This window comes from Nocardioides jiangxiensis (assembly GCF_030580915.1).
Classification (GTDB): domain Bacteria; phylum Actinomycetota; class Actinomycetes; order Propionibacteriales; family Nocardioidaceae; genus Nocardioides; species Nocardioides jiangxiensis.
The window spans coordinates 323,544-342,585 of sequence record NZ_JAUQTA010000001.1; the positions used below are offsets into that span (position 1 = coordinate 323,544).

General features: G+C 72.3%; 17 protein-coding genes. 10 read left to right on the forward strand and 7 right to left on the reverse strand.

The annotated features are described in order from the left end of the window. Positions 1-94: 94 nt before the first annotated feature. Together Q5722_RS01655 and Q5722_RS01660 are read left to right on the forward strand one after the other, a co-directional pair. Positions 95-721: a TetR/AcrR family transcriptional regulator gene (locus Q5722_RS01655; RefSeq protein ID WP_305026470.1), complete on the forward strand. Its 627-nt coding sequence runs from the start codon at positions 95-97 to the stop codon at positions 719-721. 58 nt (positions 722-779) lie between these two features. Next, positions 780-2,450, forward strand: a complete 1,671-nt coding sequence (locus Q5722_RS01660; RefSeq protein WP_305026471.1) for a GMC oxidoreductase — start codon at positions 780-782, stop codon at positions 2,448-2,450. On the opposite strand, the gene Q5722_RS01665 is transcribed toward Q5722_RS01660, so the two are convergent. The 3 genes from Q5722_RS01665 to Q5722_RS01675 all read right to left on the reverse strand — a co-directional run bounded on the left by Q5722_RS01665 (position 2,447) and on the right by Q5722_RS01675 (position 7,671). Then, positions 2,447-2,974, reverse strand: coding sequence for a DUF4334 domain-containing protein (locus Q5722_RS01665; protein ID WP_305026472.1), 528 nt, complete (start codon positions 2,972-2,974; stop codon positions 2,447-2,449). The two genes, Q5722_RS01660 and Q5722_RS01665, sit on opposite strands and share 4 nt — an antisense overlap. Before the next feature lie 108 nt (positions 2,975-3,082). Then, positions 3,083-6,541 (reverse strand): indolepyruvate ferredoxin oxidoreductase family protein, encoded by a 3,459-nt coding sequence (locus tag Q5722_RS01670; RefSeq protein WP_305026473.1) that lies wholly within the window; start codon positions 6,539-6,541, stop codon positions 3,083-3,085. Beyond that, entirely contained in the window at positions 6,538-7,671 is a 1,134-nt protein-coding gene (locus Q5722_RS01675) for a Glu/Leu/Phe/Val dehydrogenase dimerization domain-containing protein (RefSeq protein ID WP_305026474.1), read from the reverse strand. The genes Q5722_RS01670 and Q5722_RS01675 overlap by 4 nt, the downstream gene beginning before the upstream one ends. A 213-nt stretch (positions 7,672-7,884) precedes the next feature. Here Q5722_RS01675 and Q5722_RS01680 point away from each other — a divergent pair, with 213 nt between their 5' ends. Then, positions 7,885-8,172 (forward strand): Dabb family protein, encoded by a 288-nt coding sequence (locus tag Q5722_RS01680; RefSeq protein ID WP_305026475.1) that lies wholly within the window; start codon positions 7,885-7,887, stop codon positions 8,170-8,172. A gap of 10 nt (positions 8,173-8,182) precedes the next feature. Next, the gene (locus tag Q5722_RS01685; RefSeq protein WP_305026476.1) at positions 8,183-8,911 is read left to right on the forward strand and encodes an ABC transporter permease; all 729 of its coding nucleotides are present in this window, start codon (positions 8,183-8,185) and stop codon (positions 8,909-8,911) included. 27 nt (positions 8,912-8,938) lie between these two features. Here the strand turns inward: Q5722_RS01685 and Q5722_RS01690 are convergent, their stop codons facing one another. Both Q5722_RS01690 and Q5722_RS01695 read right to left on the reverse strand, forming a co-directional pair. Then, a complete protein-coding gene (locus Q5722_RS01690; RefSeq protein ID WP_305026477.1) occupies positions 8,939-9,406 on the reverse strand; it encodes a Rieske (2Fe-2S) protein in 468 nt (155 codons plus the stop codon). Between the two features lie 10 nt (positions 9,407-9,416). Next, positions 9,417-9,890, reverse strand: a complete 474-nt coding sequence (locus Q5722_RS01695) for a DUF2231 domain-containing protein (protein WP_305026478.1) — start codon at positions 9,888-9,890, stop codon at positions 9,417-9,419. Positions 9,891-9,991: 101 nt separating this feature from the next. Between Q5722_RS01695 and Q5722_RS01700 the strand changes: the two genes are divergently transcribed. Continuing rightward, positions 9,992-10,684 (forward strand): response regulator transcription factor, encoded by a 693-nt coding sequence (locus Q5722_RS01700; protein ID WP_305026479.1) that lies wholly within the window; start codon positions 9,992-9,994, stop codon positions 10,682-10,684. Next, entirely contained in the window at positions 10,681-12,009 is a 1,329-nt protein-coding gene (locus Q5722_RS01705) for a sensor histidine kinase (RefSeq protein WP_305026480.1), read from the forward strand. Before Q5722_RS01700 ends, Q5722_RS01705 begins: the two co-directional genes overlap by 4 nt. Before the next feature lie 18 nt (positions 12,010-12,027). On the opposite strand, the gene Q5722_RS01710 is transcribed toward Q5722_RS01705, so the two are convergent. Beyond that, positions 12,028-12,747 carry a lysophospholipid acyltransferase family protein gene (locus Q5722_RS01710; protein WP_305026481.1) on the reverse strand — a complete coding sequence of 240 codons (720 nt, stop codon included), beginning with the start codon at positions 12,745-12,747 and terminating at the stop codon, positions 12,028-12,030. 48 nt (positions 12,748-12,795) lie between these two features. Here Q5722_RS01710 and Q5722_RS01715 point away from each other — a divergent pair, with 48 nt between their 5' ends. The 4 genes from Q5722_RS01715 to Q5722_RS01730 all read left to right on the forward strand — a co-directional run bounded on the left by Q5722_RS01715 (position 12,796) and on the right by Q5722_RS01730 (position 17,574). Continuing rightward, positions 12,796-13,215 carry a DoxX family protein gene (locus tag Q5722_RS01715; protein WP_305026482.1) on the forward strand — a complete coding sequence of 140 codons (420 nt, stop codon included), beginning with the start codon at positions 12,796-12,798 and terminating at the stop codon, positions 13,213-13,215. A 128-nt stretch (positions 13,216-13,343) separates the two neighbouring features. Next, a complete protein-coding gene (locus Q5722_RS01720) occupies positions 13,344-14,942 on the forward strand; it encodes an AMP-binding protein (RefSeq protein WP_305026483.1) in 1,599 nt (532 codons plus the stop codon). Continuing rightward, positions 14,939-16,018, forward strand: coding sequence for an alpha/beta hydrolase (locus Q5722_RS01725; protein WP_305026484.1), 1,080 nt, complete (start codon positions 14,939-14,941; stop codon positions 16,016-16,018). The genes Q5722_RS01720 and Q5722_RS01725 overlap by 4 nt, the downstream gene beginning before the upstream one ends. A 68-nt stretch (positions 16,019-16,086) precedes the next feature. Then, positions 16,087-17,574: a flavin-containing monooxygenase gene (locus tag Q5722_RS01730; protein WP_305026485.1), complete on the forward strand. Its 1,488-nt coding sequence runs from the start codon at positions 16,087-16,089 to the stop codon at positions 17,572-17,574. A gap of 111 nt (positions 17,575-17,685) precedes the next feature. On the opposite strand, the gene Q5722_RS01735 is transcribed toward Q5722_RS01730, so the two are convergent. Further along, entirely contained in the window at positions 17,686-18,993 is a 1,308-nt protein-coding gene (locus Q5722_RS01735; RefSeq protein WP_305026486.1) for an acyl-CoA dehydrogenase family protein, read from the reverse strand. Positions 18,994-19,042: the final 49 nt, after the last annotated feature.

The window sequence follows — 19,042 nt, forward strand, 5'->3', positions numbered from 1 at the left end:
CGGGAGGGGTTGGTGTGACATTAAGTCACACGTGAAGGAATTTCCTACATGCGTGAATCAAATCTCGTCGTGTCGCCTGTGTCAGGATCTGGCCATGCCGTCGAGCAAGCCCCGCACCCGCGCCGCCCACCTCGGGCCGGAGCGCCGACGCCCGGCCGTGCTCGACGCCGCGCTCGAGATCGCGGTGGACGGCGGCATGGCGGCCGTGACGATCGGCACCGTGGCCAGCCACCTCGGCGTCACCCGGCCCGTCGTCTACGCGTGCTATCCCGACCGCGTCGAGCTGGTCAGCGCGCTCCTGGACCGCGAGGCGACGCTGCTGCGCGAGTCGCTGCTGACCGCGCTCCACTCCTCCGGCGGCCAGGCCGACCCCGAGGCGGCGTTCGTGACCGGCTTCCGGTCGCTGCTCGCGGCGGCCGAGAAGCAGCCCCTGACCTGGCGCCTCCTGGTCAGCGGCGAACCCGACCCGGCGCTCTCGGCCCGGTTCCAGGCGGCACGCGCCGAGATCCTCGAGCACGCCACCCACTGGATCCGCTCGGCCGTCGACCAGTGGTGGGAGATCGACGACCTCGACCGCAAGATGCCGGTCCTCATGGAGCTCTTCATGGCGTCGTGCGAGGCGGCGATCAGGTCACTCCTCGACGAGCGCAACCCGTGGACCCCTGACGAGCTCGGCGCGCTCGTCGGCAGCGCTGCCTGCCGGATGTTCAGCGGCGCCTGACCCCGCGCAGCCCTATGCTGCGGATCACACCCCGTGTCGATCACCGCAGGAGCAGCGCATGGCCACCTTCGACTACGACGTCCTCGTCATCGGCTCCGGTTTCGGAGGCTCCGTCACCGCCCTCCGGCTGACCGAGAAGGGGTACCGCGTCGGCGTACTCGAGTCGGGGCGGCGCTGGGCAGCCGAGGACATCCCGAAGACCAACTGGAACGTCCGCAAGTCGATCTGGGCACCGCGCCTCGGCATGACCGGCCCGCAGCGGATCAGCATGCTCGGCAAGTGCATGGTCTTCAGCGGCGCCGGCGTCGGCGGCGGCTCGCTCATCTACGGCAACACCCTCTACAAGCCGCTGCCGGACTTCTACACCGACAAGGCGTGGTCGCACATCACCGACTGGGCCGACGAGCTCGCGCCGTACTACGACCAGGCCGAGCGGATGCTCGGCGTGGCGGAGAACCCGCGCACCGGCCCGGCCGACGACCTGCTCCTGGAGATCGCTCGCGACCGCGGCGTCGCGGACACCTTCCACCGCACCCGGGTCGGGGTCTTCTTCAACGAGGGCAACGAGGGCCAGGAGGTCGCCGACCCGTACTTCGGCGGCGCCGGTCCGGCCCGCCGCGGCTGCATCCACTGCTCGGAGTGCATGACCGGCTGCCGCCACAACGCCAAGAACACCACGGTCACCAACTACCTCTACCTGGCCGAGCAGAACGGCGCCGAGGTGCACCCGCTGACCACCGTGACCTCCGTGCGCCCGCTGGCCGGCGGTGGCTACGAGGTCGACGCCGAGCGCTCCAACGGCAAGGTCCGCAAGGGCCGCCGCACGTTCACCGCGGAGCAGGTCGTCTTCTCCGCCGCCGCGCTCGGCACCCAGAAGCTGCTCCACAAGCTCAAGGACGACGGCTCGCTCCCCCAGCTCTCCGACCGGCTCGGCGAGCTCACCCGCTCCAACTCCGAGGCGATCCTCTGCGTGGCCAGCAAGAGCCGCGACGACTTCGCCCAGGGCGTCGCGATCACCTCCTCGATCCACCCCGAGTCGCAGACCCACATCGAGGTGGTCACCTACGGCACCGGCCAGAACGCGATGTACGCCCAGGCTGCGCCGATGATCGACGGCGGACCGTTCCGCTTCCTGCGCTTCCTCGCCTTCCTGCTGATGCACCCGCTGAAGTCGCTGCGCGCCTTCGACCTGCGCAAGGCCGCGGACCGCACCGTCGTGCTGCTGGTCATGCAGTCGCTGGACAACTCGCTGACCTCCTACCTCCGTCGCGGTCAGCTCCGGACGAAGCAGGGCACCGGCGAGCCCAACCCCGACTGGATCCCGGTCGCGCACGACATCGCGCGGGAGTACGCGAAGAAGGCCGACGGCGTCACGAGCGCCGTCGTGACCGACCTCTTCAACATCCCGGCGACCGCCCACTACATCGGCGGGTGTGCGATCGGCGACTCACCGGCCACGGGCGTCGTGGATCCGTGGCAGCGGGTCTACGGCCACCCCGGCCTGCACGTCGCCGACGGCTCCGCGGTGACCGCCAACCTCGGCGTGAACCCGTCACTGACGATCACCGCCCAGGCCGAGCGTGCGATGGCGTTCTGGCCCAACAAGGGCGAGGCCGACCCGCGGCCCGCGCTGGGCTCGGCGTACGAGCGGGTGGCGCCGGTCGCGCCTCGGCAGCCGGCCGTGCCCGCCGGAGCGCCGGCGGAGCTGCGGCTCCCGGTCGCCGGCTAGTCGCGCTCGAGCACGAAGACGTACGGCGCGGAGTCGCGCAGGTCCATCACACCGAGCAGGGTGTCGGCGTCGACCCGTCGGAAGACGTCGATGATCGGCAGGTGGTCGTAGACCATCGCGGCGGTCACGACGCCGCGGAACTCGACGTTGCGCAGGCGTGCCCGCGGCTTGCGGGTCGCCATCGCGACCCTGGTGATGCCGAGGGTGCGACGAGCTGCGGACATCGCGCCGCGTGGGAGCTGGTCGGCGAGCCCGAGCGGCACACGGCGCGGGTCGAGGCTGACCAGCTGCCCACCCGGCGTACGGAAGAGCAGCGGGTGGACGTCGTCGACGCCGTCGAACTGCTTGCCGTACCAGCCCGACGCCTCCAGGGCGCCGTCCATCGGGTGCCCGGTGCGGAGCTCGCGCCCGCGCCAGCGGCCGGTGATCTCCTCCGCGCGTACGGCGTCGAGCGCGTCGAAGAGCGCCAGCGCGTCGTCGAGACTGCAGGAGGTGCCGAGGATGTCGAGGCGGGTGCGCGTCATGGCGCCATGGTGACAGGGGATGTTGTCAGCGGCCAGAGGGCGGGCCAGCCTCCGCCCGCGGCCTCGCGCCGTGCAGCCCGGCGGCTGCCGGACCGCACGCGCGCGTCCTCAGAACGTCGGGTGCTCCCCCTCCGCCTCGAGCAGGCCGCGGTAGAGCTCGACGTTGCGGAGCTTGACCGACTCGTAGCCCCGGACGACGTCGGGCAACGCCGCCAGGCGCACCGCGCGCTCGTAGCCGGCCTCGCTCAGGTCGTCGGCGAGCCGCGCCACCAGATCGCGGTAGTGGTCGCGCATCGCCCGCTCGGTCCGGCGTACCTGCGCCCGGCCGAACGGGTCGAACGCCGTGCCGCGGAGCACCTTGAGCGTCGCGAGCAGGCGCAGCAGCCAGTGCCACCGCGGGCCGAACGCCATCTTCCGCTCCTTGAGGAACCACGCGAACGCCGGCGGCCTCAGGTTGAAGGTCACCTGGGTGCCACCGGGCACCTGGGCAGCCACCGCCTCGCGCGCCTCCGGCGAGGTGAGCATGCGCGCGACCTCGTACTCGTCCTTGTAGGCGGTGAGCTGGAAGAGGTGGCGGGCCACGGAGTCGGAGAGGCGGGTCTCGTCGGTCACCGCCCGCTCCGCGGTCCACACGCGGTCGACGAGCGCGACGTAGCCCGCAGCGAGCGAGGCCGACTGGTAGTCGACCAGGCGCGCAGCCCGGTCCACGACGAGCGACCGCACCTCGCCCTGTACGGCGGCCTCGCGCAGCCCCGGGACGTCGACGGGCCGGACCCGCTCCCCCGGCTTCGCGGTGGCCGTGGCGAACGCCTCCGGGTCGGCGACCGCCACACGGCCCCACCGGAACGCGGCCACGTTGGCGGTGACCGCGACGCCGTTGATGCCGATCGCCTCCTCGATCGCCGCTGCCGGGATCGGCAGCGCCCCGGCCTGGTAGGCGGCACCGACCAGCAGGAAGTTGGCTGCTGCGTTGCTGCCGAACAGCGCCTCGGCCGCGGCGATCGCGTCGAGCGGGCGAATGCTCGCGACAGAGCCCTCGACCCGCTCGAGCAGACCGCCCTCGTCCGGGTGCGCGAGGCTCTTGTCGTAGACCATCGGCCCGGTGGGCGTACGGCTCGTCGACACCACCGCGAGCGTGCGGCCGGGGTCGGCGTACTGCAGGTTGCGGCCCTCCGCGAGGGTGAGCAGGTCGAAGCCGAGAAGCGCGTCGGCGGATCCCGGCGTGACCCGGTTGGACGGCTCGACCGTGCCGGGGCCGAACCGCAGGTGGGCGGTGACGGGCCCGGCCTTCTGGCTCATGCCGACCTGGTCGAGGGACTCGACACCGAATCCGGCGCGCAGCGCGGCCGTCGCGAGCACCTGGTTGACCGTGACGATGCCGGTGCCGCCGATGCCGGCCATGAAGACGCTCCACGTGCGGTCCAGCACGCCCCCGGCCGGCTCCGCGACCGCAGGTGGTGCGGGCGCCTCGCGGCGCGCGACCTTCGCGGACGGGTCGGTCTCCACGGTGACGAACGACGGGCACTCCCCCTGCACGCAGGTGTAGTCGGTGTTGCACCCCGTCTGGTCGATCCGGGTCTTGCGCCCGAGCTCGGTCTCGACAGGCTGCACCGAGAGGCAGTTGCTCTTCACGCCGCAGTCGCCGCAGCCCTCGCAGACCGCTTCGTTGATCACCACCCGCTTCGTGCGCGGCGCGAGCGTGCCGCGCTTGCGCTGGCGACGCGCGTCGGCGGCACAGTGCTGGTCGTAGACCAGGACGGTCGTGCCCTTGATCTCCCGCAGCACCTTCTGGGCCTCGTCGAGCCGGTCGCGGTGCCACAGCTCGACACCCTTCGCGAGGTCGCTGCGGCGGTAGCGGTGGGGCTCGTCGGCGCAGATGATCACCTTGGCCACGCCCTCGTTGACGAGGTTGTGGGTCAGCTTGGAGATCGCGAACCGGCCCTGCGGGTCCTGCGCTCCCGTCATCGCCACGACGTCGTTGTGCAGCAGCTTGTAGGTGATGTCCACGCCGGCCGCGACACAGGCCTGCACGGCGAGCTGGGCGGAGTGGAAGAAGGTGCCGTCGCCGACGTTCTGGAACATGTGCTCCGCCCTGGCGTAGGGCGCCTGGCCGATCCACTGGGCACCCTCACCGCCCATCTGGGTGACGCCCAGGACGGCGCTGTCACTGCGCTGCGAGATCGTCACGAGCGTGTGGCAGCCGATGCCCCCGCCACCCACCGAGCCCTCCGGCAGCGCCGTCGAGCGGTTGTGCGGACACCCGCTGCAGAAGTACGGCGTCCGGCTGGTGCTGAGCAGCGGCAGGTCGATCCGCACGGGCGGCTCAGGGGTGAGCGGCATCCGGTCGCGCAGCACCCGGCGCAGCGGGGCGAGCAGCCGGCCGGCGGTGAGCTCTCCGTCGTACGGGATGAGCGGCACGCCCTTGTCGTCGTTCTTGCCCAGGATGCGCGGCGCGTCGGGGCGCCCGTAGAGCAGCTCGCGGAGGCCCTGTTCGACGAAGGGCGTCTTGTCCTCGACGACGAGGACCTCGTCGAGGCCGTCGGCGAAGCCGTCGATGATCGACGGCTCCAGCGGCCAGATCATGCCGAGGTGCAGCACACGCACGCCGGCCTGCTCGAGCGCCTCGTCGGAGGCACCGAGGTCGGTGAGGGCCTGGCGCAGCGAGTCGAAGCAGCTGCCTGCGGCCACGATGCCGAGCCGCGCATCACGCGTGGCGACCTCGATCCGGTTGAGCTCGTTGGCAGCGGCGTAGGCCTTGACGGCCTCCATGCGGGGGCCGTAGAGCTTCGCCTCGGCGCCGACGATGCGGTCGGGATAGAGCTCGATCTTCGTCGGCTCGTAGGTCCAGGGCGTGCCCTGCCACTCGATCGCCGGGGCGACCGGGTCGATCGTCGACGTGCTGCCGTCGACGACCCAGGCACCGTCGGCGACGTCCGCGACCACCTTGAGGGCGACCACGCACCCCGACGCGCGCGACATCGCGATGCCGTGCATGCCGAGCTCGACGATCTCGGCGGCGTTGCGCGGGAACAGGACCGGAACGCCGAGGGTGGCCAGCGTCCGCTCGCTGACCGCCGGGACGGTCGAGGACTTCGCGGCCGGGTCGTCGCCGACCAGCATGAGCACGCCTCCCTGCGGGTGGCCGCCGTACATGTTGAGGTGGCGGATCGCGTCACAGGCGCGGTCGACTCCGGGGCCCTTGCCGAACCACACCCCGGTGACACCGTCGTAGCGGTCGGTGTCGAGCGTGGCGGCCGACTGGGTCCCCCAGACTGCGGTCGCGGCGAGCTCCTCGTTCAGGCCCGGCACCACGGTGATGCCGTTGTCGGCCATCTGCTCGGGCATCGCCAGCAGCAGCTGGTCGAGCCCGCCGAGCGGGCTGCCCGGGTAGCCGGAGATGAAGAGGCCGGTCCGCAGGCCACGGCGTCGGTCGAGGGCGCGCTGCTCCACGAGCATGCGGGCGATCGCCTGGACGCCGGTGAGCAGCACGGGACCGGCGCCGGCGCGATAGCGGTCGGCGAGGTCGTAGCCCTCGAAGACGGTGCCCGGCTCGAAGACCGCGGTCACCGAGCCGACTCCTGCGCACCGATCTCGGCACGACGGGCCGCGAGGCGCGCCTCGACGACGGCATCGGCAGCGGCGGACGTCGTGATGCCGAGGTCCTCGGCAGTCCGCAGGATCTCCTCGGTGGTGTGGCCGATCGCGGCGATCTTCGCCTCGACCTCCTCGTGCGAGTGCCCGTAGAGCTCTCCCCCGACCTGCACGACACCTCCGGCGTTCGCGACGTAGTCGGGCACCCACAGGACGCCCCTGGCGTGCATCAAGTCGGCGACGTCGTGGGTCAGCAGCTGGTTGTTGGCGGCGCCGCAGACCACCGGCGCGCGGAGCAGCTCGACGCTCTGCGGGGTCAGGGTGGCGCCGAGCGCGCACGGTGCGTAGACGTCCACCTCTGCGTCGATCACCGACCCGACCACCTCGACGTGAGCCAGGTTCGCGGCGAGCGCCGCCGTGGCCGTGGCGTCGGGGTCGGCGACCAGGATCCGCTCCACCCCGGCAGCGGCGAGCAGGCTGACCAGCCGCGCTCCGACCTTGCCCACGCCCTCGACACCCACCGTGCGCCCGGCGAGGCCCTCGGGGCCGAAGCGTCGCTCGGCTGCCGCGCGCATCGCGCAGAACACGCCGTACGCCGTGGAGTAGCCGCTGTCGCCCGATCCGCCCTTGTTCTTGCCGACGACCCAGCGGGTGGCCTCCGCGACGATGTCGAGGTCGTCGGCAGTCGAGCCGATGTCGGCAGCCGTCACGTAGCGTCCGCCGAGGCTGTCGACGAAGCGCCCGTAGGCCCGCAGGAGGGCCGGGGTCTTGACCGTCGCGGGGTCGCCAATGATGACCGCCTTGCCGCCGCCGAGGTCCATCCCGGCCGCCGCGGACTTCGCGGTCATCCCCTGGGACAGCCGGAGGACGTCGGTCACGGCCTCGGCCTCCGAGGCGTAGGCCTTGATCCGGGTGCCGCCGAGCGCGGGACCGAGCGTGGTGTCGTGGATGGCGATGATCGCGCGGAGGCCGGTGGCACGGTCGTGGCAGAAGACGACCTGCTCGTGCGCGGCGGCGGCGAGCTCGTCGGTGCGATCGAAGACGAGGCCACCGGGAGAGGACCCTGACACGGTCTCGGCGGCGGTGGTGACGACGGCTGTGGACACGGATGGCTCCTCAGGTGGGCCGGGCGGCACGAGTGGTCCGTCCGGGGTGTGGCGGGCGGACCTGGTGGGACCGCCCCGTGGTGCACCGCCGCATGGGTGACGGAGGTGTGATCCACATCATGCCCCGCGAACGCCGCCGATCCCAGTCCCCACGGCGCGCGTCGTCGTACCCCGCCGGATAGCGTGGGGCGACCCCGCGCGAAGGAGCAGCAGATGATCGGCCACGTCGTGATGTGGAGCCTCAAGGACCCCGCTGACGCACCCGCCTTCAAGGCCGCGCTCGACCGCTGCGTCGACCTGGTCGAGGGCATGCTCGACTTCCAGGTCGGCATCCGGTCGGACGGCCTGGAGGCCTCCGCCGACGTCGTGCTGGTCTCGCGGTTCACGGACGAGGCGGCACTGGCGGCGTACCAGGAGCACCCGGTGCACAAGGAGGTCGCGGCGACCATCGGTCCGCTGCGCTCGGAGCGCCACGTCGTCGACTACACCTACGACGCCTGACCCTCTCGCCGTGACCGTCTGGTTCGCGCTCGGACTGCTGGTGGTCGCCGCGGCCACCGCGGCCGTGGCGCGCACCTTCCGGATCCCGATCGGGTGGCAACCGGTCGTGGCCCTGGCCCGGGCCGCGCTGCAGCTCACGATCATCGCGCTGCTGCTGAAGGGCGTGCTGTCGGCACCCGCGACAGCCGCGGCGTTCATCGCCCTGATGCTGCTCACCGCGTCGACGGTCGCGGGCGGTCGGATCCGGGCCGTTCCCCACGGCCGGCGCCATGCAGCGACCGGTGTCGTCGTCGGTGCCGGCGTCGCGCTCGGCACCGCCCTCGCGCTGCACCTGGTTCCCCTCGACGCCCGCCACGTGATCGCCCTGAGCAGCATCGTCATCGGCAACGCGATGAGCGCCTCCACGCTGGCGGGGCGGCGCTTCGCGCAGGACGCGGCCGCGCGGAGGGGCGAGGTGGAGGGCTGGCTCGCCCTGGGGGCCACCCCTCGCCGGGCGTACGACGACATCCTCCGCGCCGCGGTGGCCGAGTCGCTGCTGCCCAACCTCGACCAGACCCGCGCCACCGGCCTCGTCACGCTGCCGGGCGCGTTCGTGGGTGCGCTCTTCGCCGGAGCCCCGCCGGCGGAGGCGGCCCGGTTCCAGCTGGTCGTGCTCGCGTCGATCGGACTGGCGATGCTCGTGACCGCACTCGTGGTCACGCTCCAGGCCGCCCGCAGCCCCCACGTCTTCGTGGAGTGAGGCACTGCCGCGGCGCGCGCCCGAGCCTCAGGCCAGGCGGACCTCACCGTCGTGCACCGCGATGCGGCGTTCCGGGAGGGGCGTGGCCGCAGGGCCGCGCAGCACGGACCCGTCGGCGATCGCGAACTCGCTCCCATGGCACGGGCAGACCAGCGGAGAGCCGGCCCGCACCGTGCATCCCGCGTGCGTGCACACCGAGCTGAAGCAGCGGAACTCCCCCGCAACGGGCTGGGTGACGACGAGCGACTGAGCGGCCACGACCACCGCTCCCCCGACCGGCACCTGGCTCGTGGCGAGCAGCGAGGGGCCCTCAGGGGCGGCCCCCGCCGGACCCCGGCCGGCACCAGCCGACGGGTGCGCCGTGGCACCGGGCGTCGGCGTCACGGACGCCGCGGGGGCCGCCTGCCGGGCCGCCTCGGCACCACATGCCGCCAGCAACGGAGCAGCACCCACGGCCGCGACCACCGAACGGCGGCTCAGGTTCCCGGCGGACACGGCAAACGCCTCAGTCGCCGGAGTCGGAGGCCGGGACGCTGGCGCTGACCTGGTCGCCCCACGCGGCACGTGCGCCCGAGTCGCCGACGCGGTAGACCTGCACACCGGCGGCGAGCGCCGCCACGACGGCCAGCGCAGCGATCGAACGCAGCAGCGCCGCGCCCGTCGTACCGCGACGGTGCAGGACGACGAGGGCGACGTCCAGCACGAGGAGCGGGATCGCGAACCAGATGAGCTGGTCACCGAGGGCCGCGTGGCGGCCCGGGTCGCCGACGTGCTTCTCCAGCGCCTCACCGCTGGAGGTCGCCACGGGGATGAGCAGGGTCGCGACGGCAGCCGTCCCGACCAGCAGCAGGCCGTGGGTGTCACGCCAGGCGGGACGGACCACCAGTGCGATGGTGCCGAGGATCGCCAGCGGGAGCAGGACGACGACGGCGTGGACGACGAGCGGGTGCACGGGCAGGCCGTTGATGAGGTTGAACATGGGCCGAGTCTCGGCGGGGCTGTCTCAGGCTCGCGGCAACGCAACGTCAAGTCCAGGTCAAGGAGCACCGCACCGGCGGACCACATCGCTAGCGTGACCCCGTGGCCCACCTGATGGTCGTCGAGGACGACGAAGCGATCCGGCGCGCGCTCACCCGCGGCCTGACCGGGCTCGGGCACGTCGTCGCCCCGGTCGCCACGGGTGCGGAGGCGATCGCGGCGATCGCCGCCTCCCCCGTCGACGTCGTCATCCTCGACCTCGGGCTGCCCGACATGGACGGCACGTCGGTCCTCGGCGTCGTGCGCGCCCTCGGCGAGACACCCGTCATCGTGGCCACGGCCCGCGACCAGGACAGCGACATCGTCCGCCTGCTCGACGCCGGCGCCGACGACTACCTGGTCAAGCCCTTCTCGGTCGCGCAGATCGACGCGCGGATCCGGGCGGTCCTGCGAAGGACCAGCGCGGGCGCTGAGGCCGTGCCGGCCCTCGCGGTCGGCGAGCTGCGGCTCGACCCGCGCTCCCGCGAGGCCACCCTGGCGGGGCGGCCCCTGGAGCTCTCCCGGCTCGAGTTCGACCTGCTCCACCTGCTGATGCAGCGTGCGGGAGAGGTGGTCTCGAAGCCGACGCTGCTGGCCGAGGTCTGGCGCCAGCCGTGGGGCGGTGCGGACCGGACCGTCGACGTGCACCTGTCGTGGCTGCGGCGCAAGCTCGGCGAGACCGCGGCGGAGCCGCGCTACCTGGTCAGCGTGCGCGGGGTCGGGGTCAAGCTCGTGGACCCGGGACAGCCGTCGTGAGGCTCCGCACCCAGATCACCGTGCTCGGCGTCGGCACCGCTCTCCTGGTGACGGTCCTGGCTGCACTTCCGCTCGCCTTCCTCATCCACGACCACGCCTGGGACGAGGCACAGCAGCGCGCCACGTACGCGGCCCAGAGCACGGCCGACTACATGACGGCGGCCTCCTACGACCAGGCACACCTCGCGTCGTACGTCGAGCGGCTCAACCGCCGCGCCGAGACACCCGTCACCGTGCTCGAGCCCGGTGGTCGCTCGGCGGGCGCGCGGCTGGTCGGCGAGCGCCTCCGGGACGCTCTCCGCACGACCCGTCCCGCGCTCGGGGACGGCGACGAGGACAACCTCGGCACGGTGTCGCGTCCACGCGTGACGTCGACCGACGGCGCACGGCTGGTCCAGATCTTCTGCCAGACGCGCGACGGCGAGGCCCGCATCGTCGCCGTGCTCGAGGGCACCACCGTCCGGTCGAGGATCCGCGCCGAGCTGGCCACCATGGTCGGCGTCGCCCTCCTCCTGGTGGCGCTCGCGTGGGTGGCAGCCGAGCTGGTCGGCGCGCGCATCGTCCGCCCGCTGCGGCGTACGGCGGCGACCGCCAGCGCCCTGAGCTCGGGGGACCTGACCGCACGGGCACCCGAGTCGGGGCCGATCGAGGTGGCCCAGGTCGCCCGCGAGCTCAACGCGCTCGCGACCCGGATCGGGGAGCTGCTCACCATGGAGCGGGAGAACGCCGCCGACCTCTCGCACCGGCTCCGGACGCCGCTGACCGCCGTGCGGCTCGCCGTCGAGGCCCTGCCTCCCGGACCCGGCCGCTCCGACCTCGAGCACCACGTGGCCGCCGTCGAGCGCAGCCTGACGCAGACCATCCGCGCCGCCCGCAGGGGTGACCGCGAGGGCCTGCACCCGTCCTGCGACGCCGCCGCGGTCGCACGGGACCGGGCCTCCTTCTGGCGGCCACTGGTGGAGGACCAGGGCCGGTCGTGGGAGGTCACGCTCCCGGAGGGCGAGGTCCGGGTCCGGCTCGCGGCCGAGGACCTCGGCGACGCCCTCGACGCCCTCCTCGAGAACGCCGTCGCCCACACGCCGGAGGGCACCCCGCTGGCCGTGCGGGTGCGGGGCGACGCCTCCGCCGGCGTCGTGGAGGTGCTGGACCAGGGCACCGGCGTGCCCGCGTCCGCGCTCGTGCGCGGGCGGAGCGACCGCGGGTCCAGTGGCCTGGGCCTCGACATCGCGCGACGCACCGCCGAGGCGTCCGGCGGCGCGCTCGAGCTCGTGACGACCCCGCCGTGGCACGGCGTGCGTCTCCTCCTGGGTCACGCGCCCGACTGAGCCCGGCGACCGGCTGGCTCAGCGCATGCGGCGACGGATCGCCCACGCGCCGAGGCCCACGGCCGCGGCCGCGGCGGCGATCGCACCCGGACGGTTCTGCCAGCGGGTGTACTCCTCGGACACCTGCGGCCACGCGCGTCCGATCGCCGTGGCGGCGTCCTCGGGGGTCGCCTCGAGGTCAGCCACGGAGACCGGCTCGCCGAAGGTCAGGGTCACCTTGCGCGGCAGGGGCCACCTCCGCTTCTCGGTGCCGGTGATGGTCGCCGGCACCAACGGTGCACCGGCCTCGATCGCGAGGCGGGCCGCGCCGCGCTTCGGGGCGCCGAGGTCGTCACCCCGCACGCGGGTGCCCTCGGGGAACAGCGCGAGCGCGTCACCACGGGCCAGGATCGCGCGCGCGGTCTCCAGCGCCTCGGCGTCGGACTCGCCCCGGCGCACGGGGAAGTAGCCGAGGGCGAGGAAGTACTTCGCCCACCGGCCCTCGGCGTACTCCGCCTTGCCCATGAAGTGCACCGGACGCCGCAGGACGAGCGCGACGAAGAACGGGTCCCAGAAGCTCTTGTGGTTGGGCACGATGACGATCGGGCCCGTCTTCGGGACGTTCTCCTTGCCCCGGACCGTGAAGCCGCACAGCAGCCGGAAGACCAGTCCCACCACGGTCTTCACCACGAAGTAGAACGGTCCGCTCACGCCCTCTTCGCGTGCGATCCGGTGGGCTTCGGCGTTCGTCATCGACATGCGCCGATCATGGACCACCAGCGGCCCCGCGTCAGGCATGCTGCACACATGAGTTCGCCGGACGCGTCGACCTCCCTCACGCGCACCCTCGCCCGCCTGCTCCTGGGAGCGTTCCTCACCTTCGCGGGGATCGGGCACCTGACCTTCCTCCGCACCGAGTTCCGGGCCCAGGTGCCGTCGTGGTTCCCGGTCGACGCCGACCTCGTGGTGCTCGCCTCCGGAGCCGTCGAGATCGGCCTCGGGTCGGCGTTGCTCCTGTGGGCCCGGCGCCGCGTGGGGGTCGGGTTCGTCGTCGCTGCCTTCTTCGTCGCGGTCTTCCCGGGCAACATCGCCCAGTACCTGGAACACACGGACGCCTTCGGGCTCGACACCGACGGCAAGCGCCTCGCCCGGCTCTTCGGCCAGCCGGTGCTCGTGGCCTGGGCGTTGTGGTCGACGGGAGCACTCCGGGACCGCGTCCGCCGCTGAGGAGCGACCAACGTCACGCTTCTGAGTACTGCCGCGTACACAGAAACGGAACTACATTTCGAGGACGCCGTGTCCAGCGTTTCCTCGCCCGACACGCGTTCACCCCCACCGCGTCCCGAAGGATCCAGATGCTGCTGCACCGCGCCCTGCTCGAAGGTCGTTCCCTCGCCGCCATGGCCCGCGCCGGAGTCCTTCCGCTGACGCGCCCGGACCACACCGTCCGGATGGCCCTCGCGATGAAGGCCTACGGCCCGATGGGTGGAGCGGTCGCCGCCGCAGCCGGTCGCCACGGCTCCCAGCCGGCGATCGCCGACGAGCGCGGCACGATCACCTACGCCGACCTCGACGCCACCATCAACCAGCTGAGCAACGTCCTGCGCGCGGAGTACCAGCCGGGCCAGACGGTCGGCATCCTCATGCGCAACCACCGCAACCCCCTGGTCGTCGCCTGGGCCGCCTCCCGCGCCGGCCTGAACACCGTGTGGCTCAACACCGGCTTCTCGCCTCGCCAGGCCACCGAGGTCGCCGAGCGCGAAGGCGTCGACGTCCTCTTCGTCGACGCCGACCTGGTGCACCTCGCCGAGGACCTCACCATCCCGGTGGTCACGACCGACATCACGGCTGCGACCGACGACCTCGACGCCTACCTGGCGACCGGCTCCACGACTCCCCCGCCGAGCCCCGCGCGCCCGGGCCGCCTGATCCTGCTCACCTCCGGCACCACGGGTACGCCGAAGGGGGCGCCGCGCACCGAGCCCAAGGGCTACACGCTGCCGGGCGCCATGCTCGACCGCCTCCCGATGCGCACGCGCGGCGCCACCGTCATCGGTCCGCCGCTCTTCCACGGCACCGGCCTGATCATGACGATGATGACCATCGCGCTCGGCTCGACGGTCGTCCTGCGCCGTTCCTTCGACCCCGAGACGTTCCTCGCCGACATCGCCGAGCACAAGGCGACCGCGATCTGCGTCGTCCCGGTGCTGCTCCAGCGCGTGCTGGCGCTGCCGACGGAGGTCACCGCGACGTACGACACCTCCTCGCTGCGTGCGGCGTTCTGCTCCGGCTCGGCGCTGCCGGCCGCGGTCTCGGCCGAGTTCCAGGACCGTTTCGGCGACGTCATCTACAACCTCTACGGCTCGACCGAGGTCTCGCTCGCCACGATGGCGAACCCCGATGTCGTCCGGTCCCACCCGACCTCGGTCGGCACCCCCATGCTGGGCTCGCGCGTCGTCCTCATCGGCGACGACGGCAAGCCGGTCGCCCAGGGCGAGCGGGGACGTGTCTTCGTCGGCACGGTGACGCCGTTCGAGGGCTACACCGGCGGCGGCCACAAGGAGATCATCGACGGCATGCTGGCCACCGGCGACGTCGGCCACTTCGACGAGGCCGGCCTCCTCTACATCGACGGCCGCGACGACGACATGATCGTCTCCGGCGGCGAGAACGTCTTCCCGGCCGAGGTCGAGGAGCTGCTGATCACGCACGACGCGGTCCGCGAGGTCGCGGTGGTCGGCGTGGAGGACCCCGGCTTCGGCATGCGCCTGCGGGCCTTCATCGCCTGCCAGGACGGCAAGGCCCTCACCGAGGCCGAGGTCCGCGACCTGGTCCGCGACAACCTGGCCCGCTACAAGGTGCCGCGCGACGTCATCTTCGTCGACGAGCTCCCCCGCAACCCCACGGGCAAGGTGCTCAAGCGCCAGCTCGTGGAATGGGACGCCGACCAGTGACCGACTCTCCCCTGCACGTCGCCACCCGGATGGCCCGCACCGCCTGGGACATCTCGTGGTTCGGCAACGGGCTCGAGGACCCCTCACGGACCCCGACCGAGCTGCTGTACGACGAGCCCCACGCGCGCGTCGAGCGGGTCGCCCCCGAGGCAGCGGTCTCCGGCAACCCCGTGCTGCTGGTGACCCCGCTCGCGGTCCCCGTCACCTGCTGGGACCTGCGCGAGGGCCAGAGCCTGGCCGCCCACCTCACCGGCACCGACGGCAGCGGCAACGCTGGCCGGCCGACGTACACGATCGACTACGGCGCCATCCGCTTCGGCGACCGCGCGATGGGCTTCGAGGACTGGGTCGACGGGATCCTGCCGACGGCGATCCGCCGCATCTCCGCGGCCCACGGTGGCGCGAAGGTGCACCTGGTCGGCTGGTCCCACGGCGGCACGATGTCGCTGATGACCGCCGCCTGGCAGCCCGACCTGCCGATCGCCTCGATCAGCGCCTTCGGGACGCCGACGGACTACCGCAAGAACCCGGCGTACGCCGGCGTGCAGTGGGTCTACGACCGCGTCGGCGCCCTCCCCCTGGTCGCCCCGACCGCGCTCATCGGCGGTACGACCGCGCCGTTCACGCGCCTGGGCTACCGCTGGATGGCACCGGTCCGCGAGATCACCAAGCCGTGGACCCTGCTGCGCAACCTCCACCAGCCCGAGGTCCTCGCACGGATCAACGCGGTCGACCAGTTCGTCGACGCGATGCCGGGCTACCCGGGCCGCTTCTACCACCAGTCGCTGGTCCGGCTGGTCTGCGAGAACGACATGGCGAAGCGCCGCGTGCACCTCCGCGACGACCTCGTCATCGACATGGACCGGCTGGTCGCGCCCCTGCTGCTGATCGGCAGCACGACCGACGTCCTGGCCAACGCAGCCTCGGTCGGCGCCGGCGTGGAGGCCTACCGCAACGCCGATGTCCGGTTCGTGAAGGTGAAGGGGCTCAGCCACCTCGGGCTGATCGCCTCGCCGCGCGCTGCCACGGCCACCTGGCCGGAGGTCGACACCCACCTCGCGGCCCACGACGGCTGAACCCGGTGTGACCGGCGCGACACCCCGCGCCGCTTACATCGGACAGCGTGTCTCACTAACGTGCGGGCATGACCCGTTCCACGCTCGAGCACCATGACGTCGTCATCGTCGGCGCCGGTTTCTCCGGCCTCGGCGTCGCGATCGCGCTGAAGCGGGCCGGCTTCGATGACGTGCTCCTCGTCGACGACGCCGACGGGGCCGGCGGCGTGTGGCACTGGAACACCTATCCCGGCGTCGCCGTCGACATCCCGTCCTTCAGCTACCAGTTCTCCTACGCCCAGCGCGCGGACTGGAGCCGCAGCTACGCCAAGGGCGCCGAGCTCAAGCAGTACGCCGAGCACCTCGTCGACCGCTTCGACCTCGCCAAGCAGATCCGGTTCGAGACGCGCGTGACGTCGGCGACCTACGACGAGGACACCTGCGCCTGGGAGGTCGCGACCTCGACCGGCGACCTCACCGCGACGCACGTCGTCCACGCGGGCGGGCCGCTGAGCCAGCCGAAGTACCCCGACATCGAGGGCCTCGACACCTTCGCCGGCCAGGTCATGCACACCGCCCGCTGGGACCACGACGTCCAGCTGGCGGGCAGGCGCGTGGCGATCATCGGCACGGGCGCCTCCGCCGTGCAGATCATCCCGTCGATCGCCCCCGACGTGGAGCACCTGACGGTCTTCCAGCGCACCCCGATCTGGTGCCTGCCCAAGGCCGACTTCCCGCTGGTCGCGCCGCTCCGGGCAGGGCTCGGCCTCCTGCCGGGCGCCAAGCGCGTCGCCCGGCTCACCAGCGACCTCTACGTCGAGGCGACGTTCCCGTTCCTCGCGCACTACGGCGGTGCCCTGCAGGCCGGCAAGGTGCTCGAGCCACTGGCGCTGAGCTACCTGAAGACGCAGGTCGACGACCCGGAGACCCGCGACAAGCTCACGCCCCGCTACGGGCTGGGCTGCAAGCGCCCGAGCTTCCACAACAGCTACCTGTCGACGTTCAACCGCGCCAACGTGGCGCTGGAGACCGGGGGCATCGCCCGGATCACGCCCACCGGCGTCGTCACCACCGACGGCGTCGAGCACCCCGTCGACGTCCTGCTGCTGGCCACCGGGTTCAAGGTCACCGAGAAGGACGCCCTCCCCGGCTACGACGTCGCAGGCCGCAACGGTCTCGTGATCGCCGACTGGTGGGAGACCGACCGCCTGCAGGCCTACCAGGGCGTCTCGGCACCCGGCTTCCCCAACTTCTTCACGACGTTCGGGCCCTACGGCTACAACGGGTCGTCGTACTTCCAGCTGGTCGAGGCCACTGCGAGCCACATCGTGCGGGTCCTCACGGAGGCCCGTCGGCGCGGTGCAGCGGAGGTCGAGGTGACCCCGCGCGCCCACGAGCGCTACATGGACTCGGTACGCCGGCGCCGCGGACCGCAGGTCTTCTGGCAGCCCTCGTGTGCCCAGGCGAACAGCTACTACTTCACCAAGGACGGCGACGTGCCGCTGCGCCCGGCGCTCACCCCCGAGGTGCGCTGGCGCAACGCCCACTTCCCGCTCGACGACTACGCCTACGCCTGACGTACGCCGCAGCGGTGCCGGCCCGTCGGCCAGCGACCAGCTGCCACGCGAGGAGCCCCCGACGCGCCGTCCTGCCCGGCGTGTCGGGGGCTCCTGTCATCGCAGGTGGCCTCAGCCTGCGAGCAGGCCCTTCGCCACGTGCGTCACCTGGATCTCGTTGGAGCCGGCGTAGATCATCAGCGACTTGGCGTCGCGCGCCAGCTGCTCGACGCGGTACTCCGCCATGTAGCCGTTGCCACCGAAGAGCTGCACGGCGTCCATGGCGACGTCGGTGGCCGCCTCGGTGGAGTAGAGCTTCATGGCGGAGGCCTCGGCGAGCGTGGGGATCGTGCCGGCGCGCAGCTGGCCGAGGGCACTGAAGACCATGTTCTGGCAGTTGAGCCGGGCCACCTCCATCTTCGCCAGCTTGAGCTGGACCAGCTGGAAGTCGCCGATCGGCTTGCCCCACAGCTCGCGGGTCTTCGCGTACTCGACGGAGAGCCGGTGGCACTCGTTGATGATGCCGAGCGAGAGCACCGCGCAGCCGACGCGCTCGATGACGAAGTTCGCCTTCGCGCTCTCCCGGCCGTCGTTGGAGGCCAGCGAGCGGTCGAGGGCCTTCGGACCACCCAGCAGCCGGTCCATGCCGAGGCGCACGTTGTCGAAGGTGAGCTCGCCCGTGGGCGAGCTCATGATGCCCATCTTCTTGAAGGGCTTGCTCTGCATCAGGCCCTCGTCGCCCTTCTCCAGGACGAAGGTGAGGACCTGGCGGTCGCGGATCGGGGTCCCGTCGCCCTCGTCGAGCTTGGCGTAGACGACGATCACGTCGGCGTACGGGCCGCCGGTGGTGAAGGTCTTGTGCCCGTTGAGGATCCACTCGTCGCCGTCGCGGCGGACGGTCGTCTTCATGCCTCCGAAGGCGTCCGAGCCCGACTCCGGCTCGGTGATCGCCCAGGAGCAGAGCAGCTCGGCGGTGACGATCTTCTTCAGCCACCGCTCCTTCTGCTCGAGCGTGCCCTTCGCAGCGATGGTGCCGGCACCGAGGCCGAGCGAGACGCCGTAGGTGACGACGGTGCCGAGGCTCTGGCCGGCCAGCTCGGCGAGCAGGACGGCGCCCATCGAGTCGACGCCCTCCATGCCGGCGAGGAGACCGGTCGGCGCGTCGTCGCCGGCGGACGCCTTCCGCGCCGCCCGCTCGGCCTTGCGTGCCGCCACCTCCTCCGGCGAACGCTCCGCCCGCCTGCGCTCGGCGGCCAGCATCCTGTCCACCGCGTCGGCGGCCATGGCGTCGAGACCGAAGTCGGCGAAGAGCTTCCGGGCGAGCTCCATCGGCGGTACGGCGCCCGTCTCGATGTCGTCGCGGACCGGCGTGAAGTTCTTCGCGATCCAGTCGCGGACTCCCTCGCGGATCGCCTCGTCCATGTCGGACCACTGGTGCATGGGGTTCCTCCTCGATCGGGCGCGGTACGTGGACCGCGCACGCGACGGC

Excerpts from the sequence above, each read along its gene's own strand:
- Q5722_RS01655 (WP_305026470.1), top strand. The coding sequence starts at position 95 with ATGCCGTCGAGCAAGCCCCGCACCCGCGCCGCCCACCTCGGGCCGGAG.
- Q5722_RS01660 (WP_305026471.1), top strand. The coding sequence starts at position 780 with ATGGCCACCTTCGACTACGACGTCCTCGTCATCGGCTCCGGTTTCGGA.
- Q5722_RS01665 (WP_305026472.1), bottom strand. The coding sequence starts at position 2,974 with ATGACGCGCACCCGCCTCGACATCCTCGGCACCTCCTGCAGTCTCGAC.
- Q5722_RS01680 (WP_305026475.1), top strand. The coding sequence starts at position 7,885 with ATGATCGGCCACGTCGTGATGTGGAGCCTCAAGGACCCCGCTGACGCA.
- Q5722_RS01695 (WP_305026478.1), bottom strand. The coding sequence starts at position 9,890 with ATGTTCAACCTCATCAACGGCCTGCCCGTGCACCCGCTCGTCGTCCAC.
- Q5722_RS01710 (WP_305026481.1), bottom strand. The coding sequence starts at position 12,747 with ATGTCGATGACGAACGCCGAAGCCCACCGGATCGCACGCGAAGAGGGC.
- Q5722_RS01715 (WP_305026482.1), top strand. The coding sequence starts at position 12,796 with ATGAGTTCGCCGGACGCGTCGACCTCCCTCACGCGCACCCTCGCCCGC.
- Q5722_RS01720 (WP_305026483.1), top strand. The coding sequence starts at position 13,344 with ATGCTGCTGCACCGCGCCCTGCTCGAAGGTCGTTCCCTCGCCGCCATG.
- Q5722_RS01730 (WP_305026485.1), top strand. The coding sequence starts at position 16,087 with ATGACCCGTTCCACGCTCGAGCACCATGACGTCGTCATCGTCGGCGCC.
- Q5722_RS01735 (WP_305026486.1), bottom strand. The coding sequence starts at position 18,993 with ATGCACCAGTGGTCCGACATGGACGAGGCGATCCGCGAGGGAGTCCGC.